Below are 21,559 nucleotides of genomic sequence, written 5' to 3'. Positions count from 1 at the left end.
GCTTAGCCTTTTGCCAGCGACCGGCGAAAGCTTTGCTGGCCGGTTCGTTCAGGTTTACGGGAAATGTCCTACAGAACGTGTCGGCCTTGAAAATGCTGGCCGCATCCCACCCTCAACTCAGGTAGAATGCGCGCCCAGTTTTTGGAGAAGCGTATGACCCTGCTCAAATTCAGCGATGTGTCCCTTGCTTTCGGCGCTATGCCGTTGTTGGACAAGGTGTCCTGGCAGATCGCCCGTGGTGAGCGGGTGTGCATCATCGGCCGCAACGGCACCGGCAAGTCCAGCATGATGAAGCTGGTAAAAGGCGACCAAAAGCCCGATGACGGCTCTGTTTGGCGCGCCCCGGGCCTCAAGATTGGCGAATTGCCGCAAGAATTGCCGGTGGCCGACGGACGGACAGTGTTCGACGTGGTTGCCGAAGGCCTGGACGGTGTGGGCGAGTTGCTTGCGCAATACCATCACCTGGCGCAGAACTGCGTCACCGAGGAAGACCTGAACAAGCTGATGCACGTTCAGCAGGACCTCGAAGCACGTGATGGCTGGCGCCTGCAGCAACTGGTGGACAGCACCCTGAGCCGCCTGCAACTGCCGGCCGACAAGACCCTCGCCGAGTTGTCCGGCGGCTGGCGTCGCCGCGTGCTGCTGGCCCAGGCCCTGGTGTCCGAGCCGGATCTGTTGCTGCTCGACGAACCAACGAACCACCTGGACATCGGCGCCATCGCCTGGCTTGAAGAAGCCCTCAAGGATTTCCAGGGCGCCGTGCTGTTCATCACGCACGACCGTTCTTTCCTGCAAAACCTGGCCACGCGCATCCTTGAACTGGATCGCGGCGGCTTGATCGACTGGAACGGCGACTACGCCAGCTTCCTGGTGCACAAAGAAGCGACGCTGGCGGCTGAAGAAACTGCCAACGCGCTGTTCGACAAAAAGCTGGCCCAGGAAGAAGTCTGGATCCGCCAGGGCATCAAGGCGCGCCGCACCCGTAACGAAGGCCGCGTGCGCGCCCTCAAAGCCCTGCGTGTTGAGCGTAGCGAGCGTCGTGAGCGCACCGGCAAGGCCAATATCCAGCTCGATACCGCCGACAAGTCGGGTAAACAAGTGATGGTGCTGGAAAACGTCAGCTTCCATCACCCGGACGGTCCGTTCCTGATCAAGGACTTCTCCATGGTCCTGCAGCGTGGCGACCGTATTGGTCTGCTGGGCGCCAACGGTACCGGCAAGACTACCTTGCTCAAGCTGATGCTCAATGGTCTGAAACCTACCAGCGGCACCGTGGAGGAGGGCACACGCATCGACGTGGCTTACTTCGACCAGTTACGCCATCAGTTGGACCTGGAAAAAACCGTGATCGACAACGTGGCTGAAGGCCGCGACTTTATCGACATCGACGGCCAGAGCCGCCACGTGCTGAGCTACCTGGGCGACTTCCTGTTCAGCCCGCAGCGCGCACGGACGCCGGTCAAGGCCTTGTCCGGTGGTGAGCGCGCACGCTTGCTGTTGGCCAAACTGTTCAGCAAACCTGCCAACTTGCTGGTGCTCGACGAACCGACCAACGACCTCGACGTAGAAACCCTTGAACTGCTGGAAGAGGTCTTATTGACCTTCAACGGCACTGTGCTGATGGTCAGCCACGACCGGGCATTCCTCGATAACGTGGTCACCAGCACCCTGGTCTTCGAAGGTGAAGGCAAGGTGCGCGAATACGTCGGTGGCTATCAGGACTGGCTGCGCCAGGGCGGTTCACCGCGCCTGTTGGGCGTGACCGAGAGTAAGTCCGGCAAGGCCGACTTGAACTCGGCGGTGGTCACGCCTGTTGCCACTGCTGCCCCTGCACCCGAGGCTGCGCCGACGGCCAAGAAGAAGCTCAGCTACAAGTTGCAGCGCGAGCTGGAAGCCTTGCCGGGTGATATCGACGCCAAGGAACAGCAAATTGCTGCGGTAGAAGCCGACATGGCTGATGCGGGTTTTTATCTGCGTCCGGCGGCGGAAACTGCCAAGGTCATCGCTTCTCTGGAGAAGTTGAACCAGGAGCTGGAAGTGCTGATGGAGCGTTGGGCAGAGTTAGATGCCTGAGTGACTTGAGGTCAGTAAAAAAGCGGCTCAAATGTGGGAGGGGGCTTGCCCCCGATAGCGGTGTCTCAGTCAGTGGTGTTTCTACTGAGAGGCTGCTATCGGGGGCAAGCCCCCTCCTGCATTGCATCTTCATCGGAGTTACGAGCTTTTTACCAACTTAACGGCCAACACATCGCACGGCGCTCCGTGCAGTACATCATTGGCGGTGGAGCCCAGCAGCAATGCCAAGCCGTGACGGCCATGGCTGCCCACCACGATCAGATCGCAGTTCTGTTCCTTGGCCAGGTGGTGGATCTCCTGGCGCGGTTGGCCGTAAGTGAGGTGGGAGTTTTCCTTGGTCAGTTCCGGGTATTTGATGATCAACCGGTCCAGGCGTTCTTTGGCCTGATCGAACTGTTGTTGTTGCAGTTGGGAAAGGTCCATCGGCACATCGCCGCCAAACGCCATGGCCATGGGCTCGACGATGTGTACCAGTGACAGCTTGGCGCCGTTGGCGATTGCTGAAGCCTGCGCGCGCTTGATCACTGGATCGCACTCTTCGGTCAGGTCGACGGCGACCAGAATATGTGTGTAGGACATGGGGCGTTCCTCCAGGGGACTGCAATAAGTTCAGTATGGCTGCTTTCAAGCGGATGGGGTTGCGTCAGGTCAAATCCGCTCATCTAAAAATTCGGGGGTACTCATATGACGGTCTGGATAGTGGTGTCAATCCTTGTGGTGGTTCTGAGCCCTCTGGCATGGCTACGCCCTTCGCGCCACCAGAGTGGGCGAATGGCCCTGCGCATGGAGGCGCGCCGCATCGGCCTGGCCATGCAATTGGCACCTCAGGAGTGGCCGCACTGGCTCAAGCAAGAGCCGCCGAGCCCCTGTGCGCAATACTGCCGGCCACGACGCGGCAGCACGCCGGCAACCTGGAGTTATTGGCAGTTGGAGCCGGGTGTGTGGGTTAATCAATGGCGTGAAGTCTGCGACGATGAGAAGTTGTTGCCGCATTTTGCAACGCTGCCGGCCAACGTCTACAAGGTCGAGGCCGACAAGCAGATGATTGCCCTGTATTGGGGCGAGAAGGGCGAAGCGAGTGATTTGCTCGCCATTGATGCGCTGCTCAAAGCGCTGGCCTGAAGCGTCTACTGAATTTCAGGCAATAAAAAGCCCGACATCATCATCGGGCTGGAGTTGGCCAGGCAGGCCGGTAATCTGTGCTTGCTGCGTCGGATGTTCATCCGTGCGCGTTATGGTTGCGGCTAGCCTAGCCGGATATCCCGTTCTGTACAGTCTTTTCCCACATCCTTCCTATAATTGATTTCGTGAATATTTGAATATTGGCGAAGCGTGCGCCTATGGTTTGAGTTCTGAAATGACTGGAAAGTCGCGTTTTTCCTAGCCTTTCGAGCGATTGACAATTGCCTGGAATTGGATGAAGGTGGCGTACCCAAATCAAACGGGCGTATGAATTGAGCGTTTGTCTGTCAGACCGCGCGCACATACATCCCGACTATCGCATTGGCGGGTGTGCCTGGCGGATTGGAGTGAGCATTGACCTAAAGGCCAGTGTCCAACCAGAGGCCAGCGTCCAATGTGTACTGTTCAGCTTCCATATCGTGGAGATCAGTTGATGATTTACGAAGGTAAAGCCATCACGGTTAAGGCTCTTGAAAGTGGCATCGTCGAATTGAAATTCGACCTCAAGGGTGAGTCCGTCAACAAGTTCAACCGTCTAACCCTGAATGAACTGCGTCAGGCCGTAGACACCATCAAAGCAGATGCTTCGGTCAAGGGCGTGATCGTCTCCAGCGGCAAGGACGTGTTTATCGTCGGCGCTGACATCACCGAATTCGTCGACAACTTCAAGCTGCCCGATGCCGAGCTGGTGGCTGGCAACCTCGAAGCCAACAAGATTTTCAGCGATTTCGAAGACCTCAACGTACCGACCGTTGCCGCGATCAATGGCATCGCGCTGGGCGGTGGCTTCGAAATGTGCCTGGCCGCAGACTTCCGCGTCATGTCGACCACCGCCAAAATCGGCCTGCCTGAAGTCAAACTGGGCATCTACCCAGGTTTCGGCGGCACCGTGCGCCTGCCGCGCTTGATCGGGGCCGACAACGCCATCGAGTGGATCGCCGCCGGTAAGGAAAACCGTGCTGAAGACGCGCTGAAAGTCGGTGCCGTCGACGCCGTGGTTGCTCCGGACAAACTGGCCGAAGCCGCACTGAACCTGATCAAGGGCGCCATCAGCGGCGAATTTGATTACAAGGCCAAGCGTCAGCCGAAGCTGGAAAAACTCAAGCTCAACGCCATCGAACAAATGATGTCGTTCGAAACCGCCAAAGGTTTCGTCGCTGGCCAGGCAGGTCCGAACTACCCGGCGCCGGTTGAAGCGATCAAAACCATCCAGAAAGCTGCGAGCTTCGGTCGCGATAAAGCCCTGGAAGTGGAAGCGGCAGGCTTCGTCAAACTGGCGAAAACCTCGGCTGCCCAAAGCCTGATTGGACTGTTCCTGAACGATCAGGAACTGAAGAAAAAGGCCAAGGCCTACGACGAAATCGCCAAGGACGTGAAACAGGCTGCCGTACTCGGCGCCGGTATCATGGGCGGCGGTATTGCCTATCAGTCGGCGTCCAAAGGCACGCCGATCCTGATGAAAGACATCAATGAGCACGGTATCGAGCAAGGTCTGGCCGAAGCCGCCAAGCTGCTCGTGGGGCGCGTTGATAAAGGTCGCATGACTGCAGCGAAAATGGCTGAAGTGCTTAACGGTATTCGTCCTACGCTGTCCTACGGCGATTTCGGCCATGTCGACCTGGTGGTCGAAGCCGTTGTCGAGAACCCGAAGGTCAAGCAGGCGGTACTGGCTGAAGTTGAAGGCCACGTCAAAGACGACACCATCCTGGCCTCGAACACCTCGACCATTTCCATCTCGCTGCTGGCCAAGGCCCTCAAGCGTCCGGAAAACTTCGTCGGCATGCACTTCTTCAACCCGGTGCACATGATGCCGTTGGTGGAAGTGATCCGTGGCGAGAAGTCCAGCGAGCTGGCTATTGCCACCACCGTTGCCTACGCCAAGAAAATGGGCAAGAACCCGATCGTAGTCAACGATTGCCCAGGCTTCCTGGTCAACCGCGTGCTGTTCCCGTACTTCGGTGGTTTCGCCAAGCTGGTGAGCGCCGGTGTTGACTTCGTGCGCATCGACAAAGTCATGGAAAAATTCGGCTGGCCGATGGGCCCGGCGTACCTGATGGACGTGGTCGGCATCGACACCGGCCACCACGGTCGTGACGTGATGGCTGAAGGCTTCCCGGACCGCATGAAAGACGACCGCCGCTCCGCTGTCGATGCTCTCTATGAAGCCAAGCGCCTGGGCCAGAAGAACGGCAAGGGCTTCTACGCCTACGAGACCGACAAGAAGGGCAAGCAGAAAAAAGTCGCCGATCCATCGGTTCACGAAGTGCTCGCACCTGTCATCTACGAACAGCGTGAGGTGTCCGATGAGGACATCATCAACTGGATGATGATTGCCCTGTGCCTGGAAACCGTTCGCTGCCTGGAAGACGGTATCGTTGAAACCGCTGCCGAAGCCGATATGGGCTTGGTGTACGGTATTGGTTTCCCTCCATTCCGTGGCGGTGCGCTGCGTTACATCGACTCGATCGGTGTGGCCGAATTCGTTGCCCTGGCTGATCAATACGCTGATCTGGGCCCGCTGTACCACCCGACCGCGAAGCTGCGTGAAATGGCCAAAAATGGCCAGAGCTTCTTCGGTTAAGCGCCCAGACGACTAGAGCGAGAATATTTATGAGCTTGAATCCAAGAGACGTGGTGATTGTCGACTTCGGTCGCACACCGATGGGCCGCTCCAAGGGCGGCATGCACCGCAACACCCGCGCTGAAGACATGTCCGCGCACCTGATCAGCAAATTGCTGGAACGCAACGTCAAGGTCGACCCGAACGAAGTCGAAGACGTAATCTGGGGCTGCGTCAACCAGACCCTGGAGCAGGGCTGGAACATCGCGCGCATGGCGTCGCTGATGACTCAGATCCCGCACACAGCTGCTGGCCAGACCGTGAGCCGCTTGTGCGGTTCGTCCATGAGCGCGCTGCACACCGCCGCCCAAGCGATCATGACTGGCAACGGGGATGTTTTTGTAGTCGGTGGCGTGGAGCACATGGGCCACGTCAGCATGATGCACGGCGTCGATCCAAACCCGCACATGTCGCTCTACGCGGCGAAAGCCTCTGGCATGATGGGCTTGACCGCAGAAATGCTCGGCAAGATGCACGGCATTACCCGCGAAGCCCAGGACGCGTTCGGCTTGCGCTCCCACCAACTCGCCCACAAGGCGACCGTGGAAGGCAAGTTCAAGGATGAAATCATCCCGATGAACGGTTACGACGAGAACGGCTTCTTGAAACTGTTCGACTACGACGAAACCATTCGTCCGGACACCACCCTGGAAAGCTTGGCGGCCCTGAAGCCGGCATTCAATCCAAAGGGCGGCACCGTGACAGCGGGTACTTCGTCGCAAATCACCGACGGTGCTTCGTGCATGATCGTGATGTCGGCGCAGCGTGCCCAGGACCTGGGCATCCAGCCGCTGGCGGTGATTCGTTCGATGGCAGTGGCAGGTGTGGACCCGGCAATCATGGGCTATGGTCCTGTACCGGCCACACAAAAAGCGTTGAAGCGCGCGGGCCTGACTATCTCCGATATCGATTTCTTCGAGCTCAACGAAGCTTTCGCCGCACAGGCCCTGCCGGTGCTGAAAGATTTGAAAGTACTCGACAAGATGAACGAGAAGGTTAACCTGCACGGCGGTGCGATTGCCCTGGGCCACCCATTCGGTTGTTCCGGTGCGCGTATTTCCGGCACTTTGCTTAACGTGATGAAGCAAAATGGCGGTAACCTTGGGGTTGCAACCATGTGCATTGGTCTCGGCCAAGGCATTTCCACCGTCTTCGAACGCGTCTAAGCGTTGAGTTGACGGAAGCCGGGGCCAAGTGCCCCGGTTTTTGTTTTTTGGAATTTTTAATATTTTTTTTCAACAAATTTTGTAAGGGGGCCAGAGCATGAAAGTCGAACCAGGGCTCTACCAACATTATAAAGGTCCGCAGTACCGCGTTTTCAGCGTGGCACGGCATTCCGAGACCGAAGAAGAAGTGGTGTTCTACCAAGCACTGTATGGCGATTACGGCTTTTGGGTGCGTCCCTTGAGCATGTTCCTGGAGACCGTCGAAGTAGACGGCGAGCAGGTCCCGCGCTTTGCTTTGGTCCAGGCCGAACCCAGTCTTTTTTCAGGGCAATAACGGCAGGCGGCGCAGAATGCTGCGCTTGACCTCACCTTGTTGCCACTATATATAGCGTTGCCGCGTCAGGCGCCAACCGCCTTTCACTTCTCGAATTCAGGAATTTTCCGATCCATGGGCAAATCGCTGGTCATTGTGGAATCCCCGGCTAAGGCCAAGACCATCAACAAGTACTTGGGTAACGAGTACGTGGTGAAGTCGAGTATCGGCCATATCCGAGACCTGCCCACCAGCGGTTCGGCTAGCGCCAGCAAGGAGCCTGCCGCCAAGCGCGGCAAGGCGGCTGCGGGCGAAGGTCCGGTGCTCACGCCTAAAGAGAAAGCGCGCAAGCAGCTGGTCTCGCGCATGGGTGTGGACCCGGATCATGGCTGGAAGGCCAAGTACGAAATCCTTCCGGGCAAGGAAAAGGTCATCGAAGAGCTGCGCCGGCTCGCCAAAGATGCCGACACCATCTATCTCGCGACGGACTTGGACCGCGAAGGGGAAGCCATTGCCTGGCACCTGCGCGAAGCCATTGGCGGTGACGACAGCCGCTACAAGCGTGTGGTGTTCAACGAAATCACCAAGAAAGCCATTCAGGAAGCCTTCTCCAAGCCGGGCGAGCTCGATATCGATCGTGTTAACGCGCAGCAGGCCCGTCGGTTCCTCGACCGCGTCGTGGGTTACATGGTCTCGCCGCTGCTATGGGCCAAGATCGCCCGTGGCCTGTCCGCCGGTCGTGTGCAATCGGTAGCGGTCAAGCTGGTGGTGGAGCGTGAGCGTGAGATCCGTGCGTTCAACCCTGAAGAGTATTGGGAAGTCCACGCCGACCTGGGCACTGCCAAGGGCAACAACGTGCGCTTTGAAGTGGCCCGCGAGAAAGGTGAAGCCTTCAAGCCGCTGAACGAAGCTCAGGCCATGGCCGCGCTGGAAAAGCTCAAGGCCTCCAGCTACAGCATCGTCAAGCGCGAAGACAAGCCGACCAGCAGCAAACCGTCGGCACCGTTCATCACCTCCACCCTGCAGCAGGCCGCGAGCAACCGCCTGGGCTTCGGCGTGAAGAAAACCATGATGATGGCCCAGCGTCTGTACGAAGCCGGCTACATCACTTATATGCGTACTGACTCCACCAACCTGTCGCAAGACGCGGTGGCAATGGCGCGTACCTATATTGAAAGCGAATTCGGCAATAAGTACCTGCCGGAGAAGCCGAACGTCTACAGCAGCAAAGAAGGCGCCCAGGAGGCTCACGAAGCGATTCGTCCTTCCGATGCCAACACCGAGCCAAGCAAGCTGAGTGGCATGGAGCGCGACGCTGAGCGCCTCTACGAGCTGATCTGGCGCCAGTTCCTGGCTTGCCAGATGCTGCCGGCGCAATATCTGTCGACAACCGTCAGCGTGGGTGCTGGCGACTTCGAACTACGTGCCAAGGGCCGTATCCTCAAGTTTGATGGCTACACCCGCGTGATGCCGCAAATCGCCAAGCCTGGTGACGACGATGTACTGCCGGACATGGCCCAGGGCGATACGTTGAAGCTGATCAAGCTCGACCCGTCCCAACACTTCACCAAGCCACCGGCGCGTTACTCGGAAGCCAGCCTGGTCAAGGAAATGGAAAAGCGCGGTATCGGTCGTCCATCGACCTACGCGGCGATCATCTCCACCATTCAGGACCGTGGTTATGTAGCGCTGCACAACCGTCGGTTCTATTCGGAAAAGATGGGCGACATCGTTACAGAGCGTCTGTCCGAGAGCTTCTCCAACCTGATGGATTACGGCTTTACCGCCGGCATGGAAGAGAACCTCGATGACGTGGCCCAAGGTGAGCGCGACTGGAAAAATGTACTCGACGAGTTCTACGGCGACTTCAAAAAGAAACTCGAAGTAGCTGAGAGCCCTGAGAGCGGCATGCGTGCCAACCAGCCGGTTATGACCGATATCCCGTGTCAGACGTGCGGCCGCCCGATGCAGATTCGTACGGCATCCACCGGCGTGTTCCTTGGTTGCTCGGGCTACAGCTTGCCGCCGAAAGAACGCTGCAAGGCCACGGTCAATCTGGTGCCGGGTGATGAAATCGCCGCCGATGACGAAGGTGAGTCCGAGTCGCTGGTCTTGCGTGGCAAGCACCGCTGCCCGATCTGCAGCACGGCTATGGACGCCTATCTGCTGGACGAGAAGCACAAGCTGCACATCTGCGGTAACAACCCGGATTGCAACGGCTACGAGATTGAAGAGGGCACCTACCGCATCAAGGGCTACGAAGGGCCGAGCCTGGAATGCGACAAGTGCGGCAGCGAGATGCAGCTCAAGACGGGTCGTTTCGGTAAGTTCTTCGGTTGCACCAATCCGACCTGCAAGAACACTCGCAAACTGCTGAAAAGCGGTGATGCGGCGCCGCCGAAGATGGATCCGGTGAAGATGCCGGAACTCAAGTGCGAGAAGGTCAACGATACCTACATCCTGCGTGATGGCGCTTCGGGGTTGTTCCTGGCGGCAAGCCAGTTCCCGAAAAACCGCGAGACCCGCGCGCCGTTGGTGCTGGAAATCGTTCCGCACAAGGACGAGATCGATCCGAAGTACCACTTCCTGTGTGAAGCGCCGAAGAAGGACCCGGATGGTCGTCCAGCCGTGATCCGCTATAGCCGCAAGACCAAGGAGCAGTACGTACAGACCGAAGTAGACGGCAAGCCGACCGGCTGGAAAGCGTTCTACGACGGCGGCAAGTGGAAGGTCGAAGACAAGCGCCAAGGCGCTTGATCGACTAATTTGCGATAGACAAAGGCCGCCTGTATGGGCGGCCTTTTTTTGCGCTTGCAGCGGGCTCGGTTGATCCGTGACACTGTTAAGCCAGCATCGCGCCTCATTCGTTGTGGAGATTGCCGTCATGGCCAACGAACTCTATACCCGTACCAATCAGAAAATTTACTTCGCGGGTTTGTCCCTGGAAGCCCTTGGTCGTGCCGAGGAAGGGAAGGAGATGAATGCTATCGCGCTGGTTCAGGCAGGGCGTGAAGCAGCCTTATTCCACCTGTACGGCGCCTTGCTGGGCCTGTGCCATGAAATCGCCGGGTTCTACCGCTTGCCCCAGGCCGGTTCGCCCCGTGCGGAAATGATCATGAGCCGTGAAGTGCTGGAGACCATGGCGATTCCTGAGCTGGCGGAACTGGTAGAGATGGCCCAGAGCCCAGACAGCTGGGTGGCGCGCCTGCTCAAGGCCCATGCCGATCTGTTTCAGCCGCCGCGTGTTCCCCATGTGCCTAAGGGTGACGTTAGGCAGCCATTGATCTTGGCAGTTGCGCTGGAGGAGGACGAGCCTAAGTCATTGAGCCGGGAAGAGTTGGAGGGCTGGCGTCAGGAGCTGAAGAAGATGGCGCTGCGCTTTCGTGAGGGCCTGAACGAGTGCTAAACCCCGAGTAGGTTTAGAAAGCACCGTTCATCAAGCTGTAAAGAAACCTCCCTAGATCCTCAGCGAGGCTGGGTGGATGACTGATATAATCCCGGCCTTTCGTGGAGAACAGACTTTTATGCCGACGTCCTTTCTGGAAATTGTTGAGTTGCCTGACGGCCGAATCGAGCTGCGTCGGGCTGAGGACGAGGGTTCTCTGGTTATTCTGGACTTTTCAGAGGACGCAAAAGCGTTCCTGCAAGGCCAGCACGTGGAAGTGGCTAAAGCCATGTTGAGCGTAGGTGTGCAGATGGCTGGTCGCCTGGCGGAAGGCGAGCCGGAGAAAGAGGATGGGTCGCGGGTTCTTCACTGAGTCTGTGCCGCGCGCTGCTTATTGCGAGCGGATTTTTCGATGAGTGTACTTGTTGTGGTGAGCGGGCTTGCCCCGCGCTGGGTTGCGAAGCAGCCCTAAAACCAGGCGCCGTGGATCATCCGATATACCGCATCAATCTATTCAGGGCCGCTTCGCAGCCCGGCGCGGGGCAAGCTCGCTCGCCACAGAAGCTCGCTAAGCATAATGAGCATGCTCACTACAATCAGCCCTCTTCGCGCCCTCATCAAACCCAGCTTTTTATCCCAATCTAATATTCAAACTCTGTGCATCGCCCGTGCGTGCGGCACTGATCAATTGCTGCTTGGCCGACGCATTCAGCGGATTCAACCAGCTCACCACCGTATGGCTACGACCCAGGCGCAACGCTTCGCATGTCAACTGCTGGGCACTTTGCGCGCCGCGCGGTTGCAGTAACAGGATGCGCTCACGATTGAGGCCGGCGTCCCGCAGCCAGGCCTGTGTAAGGCTGGCGGGCGGGGCAATCAGGGTCAACCAGCGTGCATCCTGATCTTCGCTCAGATCACGCAGGATAGGTGCCAATAGGCTCAGGCAGCTCCCGGCCGCACCGCGCAACGACAGTTCACTGAACGCCTCGGGTTCAGCGCTCCAGGGCGCCTCTACCGTTTCCTTGAGGATGGGCGCAAGGGGTTGAGCCATAAAGGCCTCGAACAGCGACAGTTGTGTGTGTTGTGGGGTGTGTACGAGCTGCATGATGCCTCCTTTAGCGGCGAATGACGCCGACGCTCAAGCCTTCGATCACCAGGTCCTGATCTTTCAGGTTTACTTCAATCGGAGCGAACTCAGGGTTCTCGGCCAGGAGCCAGACCTTGCTGCCTTCGCGCTTGAAGCGTTTTACGGTGACTTCATCGCCGATGCGGGCGACGACGATCTGGCCATTACGGGCTTCGCGGGTGGTGTGGACGGCTAGCAGGTCGCCGTCAAAGATGCCCACGTCTTTCATGCTCATGCCGTGCACCCGCAACAGGTAGTCGGCACGCGGATGGAAAAAAGTCGGGTTGATGTTGCAGGACTCCTCGACGTGCTGTTGTGCCAGGATCGGCGCACCAGCGGCAACGCGGCCAATGATCGGCAGTGTTGATTCGTCGGCTTTGGCTTCGAAGCCAGGGATGCGAATACCGCGCGAGGCACCGGGGGTCATCTCGATCGCACCTTTGCGGGCGAGTGCCTTGAGGTGTTCTTCGGCGGCGTTGGGGGACTTGAACCCCAGTTCCAGCGCAATCTCAGCTCGTGTCGGCGGGTAGCCGTTGTCATCGAGGCAGCGCTTGATAAAAGCCAGAATCTCAGCTTGGCGTGGCGTCAGTTTTAGCATGTTGATCGCTCTGTCTTTTTATACAGTGACTGGGATTATATACAGTGAACTGCACTTGGCAATCATCCTTTTCTGTGGCTCCGCTGGACGGTCATTCGCCATCCTTCCTACAACGCAGGTATGGCACTGCCTACAGACCTGAAGGGATGTGATTAAATAGCGATGAAATAGATGACTGACCGGCCGGAAAGCGAACCCGCAGGCTTGACAAGACACACCCTGAAACGTATGTTTCAAACAAGTGTTTGTCAGGCGGAGTAGTCATGGCCCAGTCGGAAACCGTTGAACGCATTCTCGATGCTGCCGAGCAATTGTTCGCGGAAAAAGGATTTGCTGAAACTTCATTGCGGCTGATCACTAGCAAGGCAGGGGTCAACCTCGCCGCTGTGAACTACCATTTCGGCTCGAAAAAAGCCCTGATCCAGGCGGTGTTCTCTCGCTTCCTGGGGCCGTTTTGCGCAAGTCTCGATCGTGAGCTAGAGCGCCGTCAGGCGAAGGCCGACAACAAGCCCAGCTTGGAAGAGCTGCTGGAGATCCTCGTCGAGCAAGCCCTGGTGGTCCAGCCTCGCAGTGGCAACGACCTATCGATTTTCATGCGCCTGTTGGGCCTGGCTTTCAGCCAAAGCCAGGGCCACTTGCGGCGTTACCTGGAAGACATGTACGGCAAGGTGTTCCGCCGCTATATGTTGCTGGTCAACGAAGCGGCGCCGCGTATCCCGCCTATCGAACTGTTCTGGCGCGTGCATTTCATGCTGGGTGCGGCGGCGTTCAGCATGTCGGGCATCAAGGCACTGCGTGCGATTGCCGAGACCGATTTCGGCGTCAACACCTCCATCGAACAGGTCATGCGCCTGATGGTGCCGTTCCTCGCCGCCGGCATGCGTGCCGAAACCGGTGTGACCGATCCGGGCATGGCTGCTGCCCAGTTGCGTCCACGCAGCAAAACTGCGCCGGTTCCTGCCAAGGTTTGACTACGCCGGGTGTGCGCGGCTGCTTGCATCCGCTAAGCTAGCCGCCATGCCGAATTCAGCTATTTACTCGCAACCCGTTGTGCTTGCCGCGCGTATCGCGCGAAGCAAGTGCACCGGGTTGTGTGCGTTATTTAAGGAAGGTTTATGACTGCTGCCCTGCAAGGTTCTTTGATGGTCGACGTTGCCGGTACCTGGCTGACGGCCGAGGATCGCCACTTGTTGCGTCAGCCTGAAGTGGGTGGCCTGATTATTTTTGCGCGCAATATCGAGCATCCGCGCCAAGTGCGTGAACTGAGCGCGGCGATTCGCGCGGTGCGCCCGGATTTGCTGCTGGCCGTCGATCAGGAAGGCGGTCGTGTACAACGTTTGCGCCAAGGCTTCGTGCGCCTGCCGGCTATGCGTGCGCTGGCGGATAACCCCAACGCTGAATACCTGGCCGAGCAGTGCGGTTGGATAATGGCCACCGAAGTGTTGGCTGTCGGCCTGGATTTAAGCTTCGCCCCGGTGCTGGACTTGGACTACCAACGCAGCGCGGTGGTCGGCACCCGTTCCTTTGAGGGCGACCCCGAGCGTGCTGCGGTGCTCGCAGGTGCCTTTATTCGTGGCATGAACAGCGCTGGCATGGCTGCGACCGGCAAACACTTCCCGGGACATGGTTGGGCAGAGGCTGATTCCCACGTTGCCATTCCCAATGACGAACGTAGCTTGGAACAGATTCGCGCCAATGATCTGGTGCCTTTCGCACGTCTGAGCAAGCAATTGGCGGCGGTGATGCCGGCTCACGTCATCTACCCGCAAGTCGACGCCCAGCCTGCTGGTTTCTCGCGCCGTTGGTTGCAGGACATCCTGCGCGGCGAGCTGCAATTTGACGGGGTGATTTTCAGTGATGACCTGTCCATGGCCGGTGCCCATGTGGTCGGCGATGCGGCCAGTCGTATCGCAGCGGCATTGACGGCCGGCTGTGACATGGGGCTGGTGTGCAATGACCGTGCTGCTGCGGAGCTTGCCCTCACTGCGGCGCAGCGGATGAAAGTCACTCCATCGCCCCGAATTGCGCGCATGCGTGGTAAGGCGATTGCTTCGACCGATTACAAGCAGGATCCGCGTTGGTTGGCGGCGCTCACTGCGTTGCGAAAGGCTCAGTTGATCGGCTGAACATCGCGGCGAGGCCATCGCAGGCAAGTCAGCTCTCACAGGGTGTTCATTCCGGGTGTGTGGCTTGCCTACCAAACAATCTAACGGTCAGCGCTTCTCTTGCTTATCAGGCAGCGGCGCAAACAACGCTTCAATTTCCTCATTGCCCAACTGCCAATCCCCGGTGGTTCGTCCATCCAGCACACCCGCCGCCAGGTCGGATTTTTCCTTCTGCAGGTGCTGGATTTTCTCTTCCACCGTCCCTCGGGCAATCAGCTTATAGACAAATACCGGCTTCTCCTGCCCGATGCGATACGCACGGTCAGTGGCCTGGTTTTCCGTCGCCGGGTTCCACCACGGATCGTAGTGGATCACGGTATCGGCTTCCGTCAGGTTAAGCCCCACGCCACCGGCTTTCAGGCTTATCAGGAAAATCTGCAACTTGCCGCTCTGGAAATCCTTCACCGGCGTGCGCCGATCCCGGGTCTGGCCGGTGAGCAGCGCGTAGGCAATGCCGCGTTTTTTCAGTTCGACTTCGATCAGGCTCAGCATCGAGGTGAACTGGGAAAACAGCAGGATCCGGCGCCCTTCGGCAAACAACTCGTCGAGCATTTCCAGCAGGCTGTCGAGCTTGCCCGAGCTGCTGCCGCGGGCAGGCAGAGCGGCGTCGTTGACCAAGCGTAGATCGCAGCAGACCTGTCGCAGCTTGAGCAGCGCTTCAAGGATGATGATCTGGCTGCGCGCCACGCCCTTGCGGGTGATCTCGTCGCGGACCTTTTTATCCATGGCCAGGCGCATGGTTTCGTACACGTCGCGCTGGGCCTCGTTGAGGTCGACCCAGTGGATGATTTCGGTCTTGGGTGGCAACTCCGTCGCTACTTGTTCCTTGGTTCGGCGCAGCAGGAAGGGTTTTATCCGGCCGTTGAGGTGCTGCAATCGCACCTCACTGGCGCGCTTTTCGATGGGCACACGGTAATCACGGTTGAAGCTTTTTACGTCGCCCAACCAGCCTGGCAGCAGGAAGTGGAACAGTGACCACAGTTCGCCCAGATGATTTTCCAAGGGCGTGCCGCTCAGGCACAGGCGCTGCCGAGCATTCAGCTCGCGCGCCGCTTGGGCCGCCTTGCTGGAGGGATTCTTGATGTACTGGGCTTCATCCAGGATCAGTACGTGCAAGGGCAGGGCGGCGAGGTGGTCGATATCCTTGGGCAGCAGGGCGTAGGTAGTGAGCAGGAGATCGTAGTCCTGCAGGTTGGCGAAGTGTTTCTTGCGTCCCGCGCCGTACAGCGCCAATACCTTGAGTTGCGGTGTGAAGTGCGCAGCTTCGTCGAGCCAGTTAGGGATGAGGCTGGTGGGCATCACCACCATGCAGGGCCGGTCCAGGCGTCCGGCAATCTTTTCGCTGAGCAGATGCGCCAGGGTCTGCAGGGTTTTACCCAGGCCCATGTCATCCGCAAGGATCCCGCCGACGTCCAATTGCCGCAGCGACTGCATCCAGCTCAGGCCTTCCAACTGATACGGGCGCAGCGTCGCGTTCAAACCCTCGGGCGCCGCACAGGTGAAGTCCTTGATATCCCTCAGGCGTTGGGCAAAGTTGCGGATCTTCTCGCCGCCTTCCCATTGCAGCGGCAGGTCTTCCAGCGGGTTCAACCGAATTGCATCGGCCTTGGCCAAACGCAGCGTGGTGCCAGGGTCCTGTAGGTAAAACTCGCCAAGCGTTGCCAGAACCGGTTTCAGGCGGCCATAAGGTAATGCCACTTGCAGTGGGCCGTGGCCGTTGGGCAGGCCGGGGATATTCACCAGGATCAGTTCGTCATCGCGGCGCCGAGCGAGTTTCTCCGGGTTGAGGATCTCGGTGTGGGAGCGCATCAGATTCAGCAGGATCGGCAATAGGCTCAGCCGCTCTCCGTTGACGATGATGCCCAGCTCCAGGTCAAACCAATCGCGCTCAGGCCCGTCATCGACAGTGGCGTACCAGTCGTCCACCGGGCTCAGGTCGAAACCGAAATCCTCATCGATCTGCAATTCCCAGCCTTCGGCGCGCAGGGTGGGTGAGACGTTAAGGGTGAAGTTCAGCCAGGCGCTGTCATTGACCATTTCGAAGAGCTCGCCAGCGCTTTCCGGCAGTGCCTTGCTCTGGCGGGTGGCGATCTTGAAACCCAGCAGGCGCAGTCGTTCACGAAAGGGTTGTTCCAGCTCCGGATGGCGCTTGATGCGCAGGCTCTGGGTTTCCTGGCGCACGATGATGTCGGCGTTCTTTTGCCCGCTGACATAGTTGCCCAAGTAATTGAACGAGAGCGCGGCACGGTGCTGGATATAGCGCTGCATCTTGCCATTGCGCGGTTCGAACGCACTGAACTCGACACTCGCCAGCCACAGGCGCGGGACCGGCAGCACGTCCTCCATCACCACCTGCGGCAACACCACACGGTTATCCAGTACGGCCTGGAGTTTTTCCAGCAATTCGGCGTCCTGGGCGGCTGCCGGATACGCCAGGGTTTCCTGGACCTTGAGCAAGACTGCAGCGATGTGTTTGCAATTGGTGTGCACCGGGCAGGTGCAGCGGCTGTCTACCAGAATCAGCGAGCCCTTGGCCGATTCGCGCAGCGAGATGGTTTGTCGGTAAACGTTGCCGCCCGAGCCTTCGCAACTGGCGATGATGGTGCTGTCACCGGATTCGACGATGCGCACCCGGTTCTCCAGCGCGTAACGTCGCCCGCGCTCCAGGCTCTGCTCTTTGAAGCGATTGGCCCACGAAGGGGCCAGGGGTTTGGTCAGCGACGATGTCAGGGGCATGGCGCTGGATCAGTCCTGAATGTCGGGCGGTGGTGCGCTGGGTGGCTTGGCGGTCAGCGAAGTGATCTTGATCAGCAGTGCCAGGTGGCCGCCGTCCAGATAGTTGAGTTGGTTGTTCTTGGTGCGCACGTCGGTCTGGTTCAGGTGCTCGCTGGCAATCACGCTGCCCTTGCTGTCGAACTGGTTGATCCAGAATTGCGCATCGATATCGGTAAAGCGCCCCAGTTGCAGGTTCAGCGTGCCCTCGATAGGGAACTGACCGAACTGCTCCTCGCCGTCAGTGATCGCGATTTTGACCGGCTGTTCACCGAGATTCTGTTCCCATGCCTTGTGCGCCAACACGGTGTAACTGTTATCGGCCCTGAGCTTGTCGACGATATTGTTCAGGCGCGGCGGGCTCATCTTGTCGCCCAGGCGCACAGCCCCGGCATCCCAGTTTTCCGGCGCGGCGCGGCTGTTGATCACCGGTTCCGCGTTTTGGCGCACCAGGATCATTTCTACCTGGTAAGGGCTGTCGGCAAATGCCGAAGGCGCCAGTACCACCAACAACAAGCTCAAAATGCGGAACAGGCGCATTGGGGCGTCCTTCAAACAGATTTCGGGATGAGGCGCTCAAACAGCGCCTCCAGGGTATTAAAGCGTTCTTCGGCACGTTCCATCGGCACCATGAATTTGAACAGCGTAGCCCCTTCGAACTTATAGCGGTTGGGTTGGCCCTGGATCAGCTTGATCAGCACCAACGGGTCTACCGGCGTTTGCGCTTCGAACTCGATGCGTCCGCCCTGTGGCCCTGCGTCGACTTTCTTAATACCCAGCTGCTCGGCCTGCAATTTAAGCAAGGTCAGGCGCACCAGGTTCTTGGTCGGTTCCGGCAGCAGGCCGAAGCGGTCGATCATTTCAACCTGCAAATCCTTGAGGCCTTCTTCGTCGGTGGCCGAGGCGATGCGTTTGTACAGGATCAACCGTGCGTGCACATCCGGCAGGTAATCTTCGGGAATCAAGGCCGGCAAGCGCAGGTTGATTTCCGGGCCGCCGCCCAGGGGTTGATCGAGGTTCGGCTGCTCGCCCTTGCGGATGGCTTTCACCGCGCGTTCAAGCATCTCCATATACAAGGTGAAGCCGACGGCCTGGATCTGCCCGCTCTGGCCGTCGCCCAGCAGTTCGCCGGCGCCACGGATTTCCAGGTCGTTGGTGGCCAGCACAAATCCGGCGCCCAGGTCCTGGGTGTTAGCAATGGCTTCCAGGCGCTTCTCGGCGTCGGAAGTGATCTGTTGGCGCGGCGGAGTCAGCAGGTAGGCGTAAGCCTGGTGGTGGCTACGGCCGACGCGGCCACGCAGTTGGTGCAACTGCGCCAGGCCGAACTTATCAGCGCGCTCGATGATGATGGTATTGGCGCTCGGTACGTCGATGCCAGTCTCGATGATGGTCGAGGCGATCAGTACGTTGAAGCGCTTGTGGTAGAAGTCGCTCATCACCTGTTCGAGTTCACGCTCGCGCATCTGACCGTGGCCGATGGCGATGCGTGCTTCCGGTACCAGTTCGGCGAGGTCGGCGGCGCATTTCTCGATGGTTTTTACGTCGTTGTGCAGGTAGTACACCTGGCCACCACGGAGCAGCTCACGCAGCAGTGCTTCTTTGACCGTGCTTTTGTTCTGCTCCATCACGAAGGTGCGCACCGACAGCCGGCGTGCCGGCGGCGTGGCGATGATCGACAGGTCGCGCATGCCCGACACCGCCATGTTCAGGGTGCGGGGGATCGGCGTCGCAGTGAGCGTAAGAATGTCGACTTCGCTGCGCAGGGCCTTGAGCTGTTCCTTTTGACGCACGCCGAAGCGGTGTTCTTCGTCGATGATCACCAAACCCAGGTTCTTGATCTTCACATCGTCCGACAGCAGCTTGTGCGTGCCGATCACGATGTCGATCTTGCCTTCGGCCAGGTCGGCGATCGCGGCGTTCACTTCCTTGGCGGACTTGAAGCGGCTCATCACTTCGACGGTCACCGGCCAGTCGGCAAAGCGGTCGCGGAAGCTGTTGTAGTGCTGCTGGGCGAGCAGGGTGGTCGGGACCAGGATCGCGACTTGTCGGCCGCCGTGGACGGCAATGAAGGCTGCGCGCATCGCCACTTCGGTCTTGCCGAAACCCACGTCGCCGCACACCAGGCGGTCCATCGGCTTTGGCGCGAGCATATCGGCGCGCACGGCTTCGATGGTGGTTTGCTGGTCCGGCGTTTCTTCGAAGGCAAAGCCGGCGCTGAAGGTGGCGTAGTCGGCTTTCGGGTCGGCAAAGGCATAGCCTTCGCGGGCGGCGCGGCGGGCGTAAATGTCGAGCAGTTCAGCGGCGACATCGCGCACCTGTTCGGCGGCCTTGCGCTTGGCTTTCTGCCACGTCTCGGACCCCAGGCGGTGCAACGGCGCCAGTGCGTCGTCGCTGCCGGTGTAGCGGGCGATCAGGTGCAGGCTGGCAACCGGCACATAGAGCTTCGCGCCCTCGGCGTACTCCATGGTGAGGAATTCGGCGGCCTGGTTATCGATCTCGAGCGTCTGCAGACCGAGGTAGCGACCCACGCCGTGGTCGATATGCACCACCGGCGCGCCTTCGCGCAGCTCGGTGAGGTTTTTGATCACGGCGTCGTTGTTGGCGTCGGCGCGTTTTTCGCGACGGCGCCGCTGCATCACGCGCTGGCCGAACAGGGGGCTCTCGGCGATCAGTGCCAGGGCCGGATCATCCAGAAGCAGGCCTTCGTCGAGCGGTGCGATGGTGATCGCCAGGCGTTCTTTGCTTTTTACAAAGTCCGGCCAACTGTCGACGGTTTTTGGCCGCAGTTTCAGACGTTCCAACAATTCCAGCAGCACTTCGCGACGGCCGGCGGATTCGGCGGTAAACAGCACGCGGCCGGGGAAGTCGCCGAGGAAGTTGGACAAAGCCTCCAGGGGCTGCGTGGCTTTGGCTTGAATCGCCAAATCCGGCAGCGTTCCGGCTGGGAAGCGTTCGCGGCCGCTGCCGGCGTCCACGTCCTGCTGGCTGGCGACAACGCGCGGCCAGTTTTTCAGGCGCGCGAAACAGTCTTCCACCGGCAGGAACAGCTCGGCGGGTGGCAATAAAGGACGGGACGGGTCGACGCGGCGCTCTTCGTAGCGGTTGCGCACGTCGTTCCAGAAGTTTTCCGCGGCTTGCTCGATACCCGGCAGCGAGAACACCTGGGTGTCCTGGGGCAGGTAATCGAACAGCGTGGAGGTTTCGTCGAAAAAGAGCGGCAGGTAGTACTCGATACCGGCGGGGGTAATCCCACTGCTCAAGTCCTGGAAGATCGGGCAGCGACGGAAGTCGACATCGAAGCGTTCGCGGAAGCGCGCCTTGAAGCGGGTCACCGCGTCTTTTTGCAGCGGGAATTCCCGCGCGGGTAGCAGCTTGACCGAGTCGACCTTGTCGATAGAGCGCTGGTTCTCCGGATCGAAGGTGCGCAGGGTTTCGATTTCGTCATCGAACAGGTCGATGCGGTACGGCAACTTGCTGCCCATCGGGAACAGGTCAATCAGGGCGCCGCGCACCGCGAATTCACCGTGCTCATACACCGTATCGACGCAGCGGTAGCCGCTGGCTTCAAGGCGCGTGCGCATTTGTTCCACATCGAGTTTCTGGCCGATATCCAGCACCAGGCTGCTGCCCAGCAGGAACTTGGTCGGTGCCAGACGGTGCAGGGCCGTTGTGATCGGCACCACGAGCACACCGTGGGCCAGTTCCGGCAAGCGGTACAGGCTGGCGATGCGCTGGGAAATGATGTCCTGGTGCGGCGAGAACAGGTCGTAGGGCAGGGTTTCCCAGTCGGGAAAATGCAGCACCGGCAAATCGGGGGCGAAGAAGCTCAGCTCCTGCTCCAACCGTTCGGCGCTTTGGCTGTCGGCGGTGAGCAGCAGGGTAAAGCGCTTGGCTGCGCTGGCAGCCTCGGCAATGGCCAGGCTCAGGGCGGCACCGGGCAGGTTGCCCCAGTGCTGTTTACCTGCCGCGGCAGGGAGTAGCGGTAGACGCAGAACGGGCACGGAAGGTTGAGCTCCAAGCGTTGCGACAAAGTCGGTAATTGTAACGGCCCGAGGTGCCGCCTGTCAGTTGCTGACTGAGCCTATTACGGTTTGTAGGAAATGTAGTGGCTAAGACAAACAATGGCGTGTTTTGACTCAATATGTAGTGCCAAAAAGCG

At 59.2% G+C, this 21,559-nt stretch carries 16 protein-coding genes; 10 read left to right on the top strand and 6 right to left on the bottom strand.

Annotated features, from left to right (window positions below):
- The first annotated feature begins 153 nt into the window (after positions 1-153).
- Positions 154-2,073 (top strand): ATP-binding cassette domain-containing protein, encoded by a 1,920-nt coding sequence (locus ACEN2T_RS27685; RefSeq protein ID WP_122764927.1) that lies wholly within the window; start codon positions 154-156, stop codon positions 2,071-2,073.
- Between the two features lie 138 nt (positions 2,074-2,211).
- On the opposite strand, the gene ACEN2T_RS27680 is transcribed toward ACEN2T_RS27685, so the two are convergent.
- Positions 2,212-2,652, bottom strand: a complete 441-nt coding sequence (locus ACEN2T_RS27680) for a universal stress protein (RefSeq protein ID WP_032888788.1) — start codon at positions 2,650-2,652, stop codon at positions 2,212-2,214.
- Between the two features lie 105 nt (positions 2,653-2,757).
- On the opposite strand from ACEN2T_RS27680, the gene ACEN2T_RS27675 reads away from it, so the two are divergent.
- The 7 genes from ACEN2T_RS27675 to ACEN2T_RS27645 all read left to right on the top strand — a co-directional run bounded on the left by ACEN2T_RS27675 (position 2,758) and on the right by ACEN2T_RS27645 (position 11,112).
- Entirely contained in the window at positions 2,758-3,195 is a 438-nt protein-coding gene (locus tag ACEN2T_RS27675; RefSeq protein ID WP_032888790.1) for a hypothetical protein, read from the top strand.
- Between the two features lie 493 nt (positions 3,196-3,688).
- A complete protein-coding gene (gene fadB / locus ACEN2T_RS27670) occupies positions 3,689-5,836 on the top strand; it encodes a fatty acid oxidation complex subunit alpha FadB (protein ID WP_442117868.1) in 2,148 nt (715 codons plus the stop codon).
- A 29-nt stretch (positions 5,837-5,865) separates the two neighbouring features.
- On the top strand, positions 5,866-7,041 hold the full coding sequence (fadA, locus tag ACEN2T_RS27665; protein WP_024074080.1) for an acetyl-CoA C-acyltransferase FadA: 1,176 nt from the start codon (positions 5,866-5,868) through the stop codon (positions 7,039-7,041).
- A 97-nt stretch (positions 7,042-7,138) separates the two neighbouring features.
- Entirely contained in the window at positions 7,139-7,375 is a 237-nt protein-coding gene (locus tag ACEN2T_RS27660) for a DUF1653 domain-containing protein (RefSeq protein WP_010212074.1), read from the top strand.
- Positions 7,376-7,489: 114 nt separating this feature from the next.
- Positions 7,490-10,111 carry a type I DNA topoisomerase gene (topA, locus tag ACEN2T_RS27655; RefSeq protein WP_032888794.1) on the top strand — a complete coding sequence of 874 codons (2,622 nt, stop codon included), beginning with the start codon at positions 7,490-7,492 and terminating at the stop codon, positions 10,109-10,111.
- A gap of 127 nt (positions 10,112-10,238) precedes the next feature.
- Positions 10,239-10,760 (top strand): DUF6586 family protein, encoded by a 522-nt coding sequence (locus tag ACEN2T_RS27650; protein WP_442117867.1) that lies wholly within the window; start codon positions 10,239-10,241, stop codon positions 10,758-10,760.
- Between the two features lie 118 nt (positions 10,761-10,878).
- On the top strand, positions 10,879-11,112 hold the full coding sequence (locus ACEN2T_RS27645) for a hypothetical protein (protein WP_032889274.1): 234 nt from the start codon (positions 10,879-10,881) through the stop codon (positions 11,110-11,112).
- Positions 11,113-11,370: 258 nt separating this feature from the next.
- Here ACEN2T_RS27645 and sulA read toward each other — a convergent pair whose 3' ends face one another.
- The gene (gene sulA / locus ACEN2T_RS27640; RefSeq protein ID WP_099601405.1) at positions 11,371-11,844 is read right to left on the bottom strand and encodes an SOS-induced cell division inhibitor SulA; all 474 of its coding nucleotides are present in this window, start codon (positions 11,842-11,844) and stop codon (positions 11,371-11,373) included.
- A 10-nt stretch (positions 11,845-11,854) separates the two neighbouring features.
- Entirely contained in the window at positions 11,855-12,463 is a 609-nt protein-coding gene (gene lexA / locus ACEN2T_RS27635) for a transcriptional repressor LexA (protein ID WP_003172575.1), read from the bottom strand.
- A gap of 263 nt (positions 12,464-12,726) precedes the next feature.
- Between lexA and ACEN2T_RS27630 the strand changes: the two genes are divergently transcribed.
- Both ACEN2T_RS27630 and nagZ read left to right on the top strand, forming a co-directional pair.
- Positions 12,727-13,434 (top strand): TetR/AcrR family transcriptional regulator, encoded by a 708-nt coding sequence (locus tag ACEN2T_RS27630; RefSeq protein WP_032888800.1) that lies wholly within the window; start codon positions 12,727-12,729, stop codon positions 13,432-13,434.
- Positions 13,435-13,578: 144 nt separating this feature from the next.
- Positions 13,579-14,589, top strand: coding sequence for a beta-N-acetylhexosaminidase (gene nagZ, locus ACEN2T_RS27625; protein ID WP_442117866.1), 1,011 nt, complete (start codon positions 13,579-13,581; stop codon positions 14,587-14,589).
- An 87-nt stretch (positions 14,590-14,676) separates the two neighbouring features.
- Here the strand turns inward: nagZ and ACEN2T_RS27620 are convergent, their stop codons facing one another.
- Genes ACEN2T_RS27620 through mfd form a run of 3 tightly spaced genes read right to left on the bottom strand, consistent with a single transcriptional unit; the run spans position 14,677 to position 21,401 of the window.
- Positions 14,677-17,364, bottom strand: a complete 2,688-nt coding sequence (locus ACEN2T_RS27620) for a DEAD/DEAH box helicase (protein WP_442117865.1) — start codon at positions 17,362-17,364, stop codon at positions 14,677-14,679.
- 9 nt (positions 17,365-17,373) lie between these two features.
- Entirely contained in the window at positions 17,374-17,940 is a 567-nt protein-coding gene (locus ACEN2T_RS27615; protein ID WP_032888806.1) for a CsiV family protein, read from the bottom strand.
- Between the two features lie 11 nt (positions 17,941-17,951).
- On the bottom strand, positions 17,952-21,401 hold the full coding sequence (gene mfd / locus ACEN2T_RS27610; protein ID WP_032888809.1) for a transcription-repair coupling factor: 3,450 nt from the start codon (positions 21,399-21,401) through the stop codon (positions 17,952-17,954).
- Positions 21,402-21,559 lie beyond the last annotated feature (158 nt).

The sequence above is a fragment of the Pseudomonas sp. W22_MBD1_FP4 genome (assembly GCF_052113765.1).
Lineage (GTDB): Bacteria > Pseudomonadota > Gammaproteobacteria > Pseudomonadales > Pseudomonadaceae > Aquipseudomonas > Aquipseudomonas sivasensis.
Note: the sequence above shows the minus strand (reverse complement) of the source record. Positions and strands in the feature narration are given on the sequence as shown.

Bases quoted from the DNA above. Each gene is read 5' to 3' on its own strand.
- ACEN2T_RS27675 (WP_032888790.1), top strand. From the start codon at position 2,758: ATGACGGTCTGGATAGTGGTGTCAATCCTTGTGGTGGTTCTGAGCCCT.
- ACEN2T_RS27650 (WP_442117867.1), top strand. From the start codon at position 10,239: ATGGCCAACGAACTCTATACCCGTACCAATCAGAAAATTTACTTCGCG.
- ACEN2T_RS27615 (WP_032888806.1), bottom strand. From the start codon at position 17,940: ATGCGCCTGTTCCGCATTTTGAGCTTGTTGTTGGTGGTACTGGCGCCT.
- fadA (WP_024074080.1), top strand. From the start codon at position 5,866: ATGAGCTTGAATCCAAGAGACGTGGTGATTGTCGACTTCGGTCGCACA.
- topA (WP_032888794.1), top strand. From the start codon at position 7,490: ATGGGCAAATCGCTGGTCATTGTGGAATCCCCGGCTAAGGCCAAGACC.
- sulA (WP_099601405.1), bottom strand. From the start codon at position 11,844: ATGCAGCTCGTACACACCCCACAACACACACAACTGTCGCTGTTCGAG.
- fadB (WP_442117868.1), top strand. From the start codon at position 3,689: ATGATTTACGAAGGTAAAGCCATCACGGTTAAGGCTCTTGAAAGTGGC.
- ACEN2T_RS27685 (WP_122764927.1), top strand. From the start codon at position 154: ATGACCCTGCTCAAATTCAGCGATGTGTCCCTTGCTTTCGGCGCTATG.
- nagZ (WP_442117866.1), top strand. From the start codon at position 13,579: ATGACTGCTGCCCTGCAAGGTTCTTTGATGGTCGACGTTGCCGGTACC.
- ACEN2T_RS27630 (WP_032888800.1), top strand. From the start codon at position 12,727: ATGGCCCAGTCGGAAACCGTTGAACGCATTCTCGATGCTGCCGAGCAA.
- lexA (WP_003172575.1), bottom strand. From the start codon at position 12,463: ATGCTAAAACTGACGCCACGCCAAGCTGAGATTCTGGCTTTTATCAAG.
- ACEN2T_RS27660 (WP_010212074.1), top strand. From the start codon at position 7,139: ATGAAAGTCGAACCAGGGCTCTACCAACATTATAAAGGTCCGCAGTAC.
- ACEN2T_RS27620 (WP_442117865.1), bottom strand. From the start codon at position 17,364: ATGCCCCTGACATCGTCGCTGACCAAACCCCTGGCCCCTTCGTGGGCC.
- ACEN2T_RS27680 (WP_032888788.1), bottom strand. From the start codon at position 2,652: ATGTCCTACACACATATTCTGGTCGCCGTCGACCTGACCGAAGAGTGC.
- ACEN2T_RS27645 (WP_032889274.1), top strand. From the start codon at position 10,879: ATGCCGACGTCCTTTCTGGAAATTGTTGAGTTGCCTGACGGCCGAATC.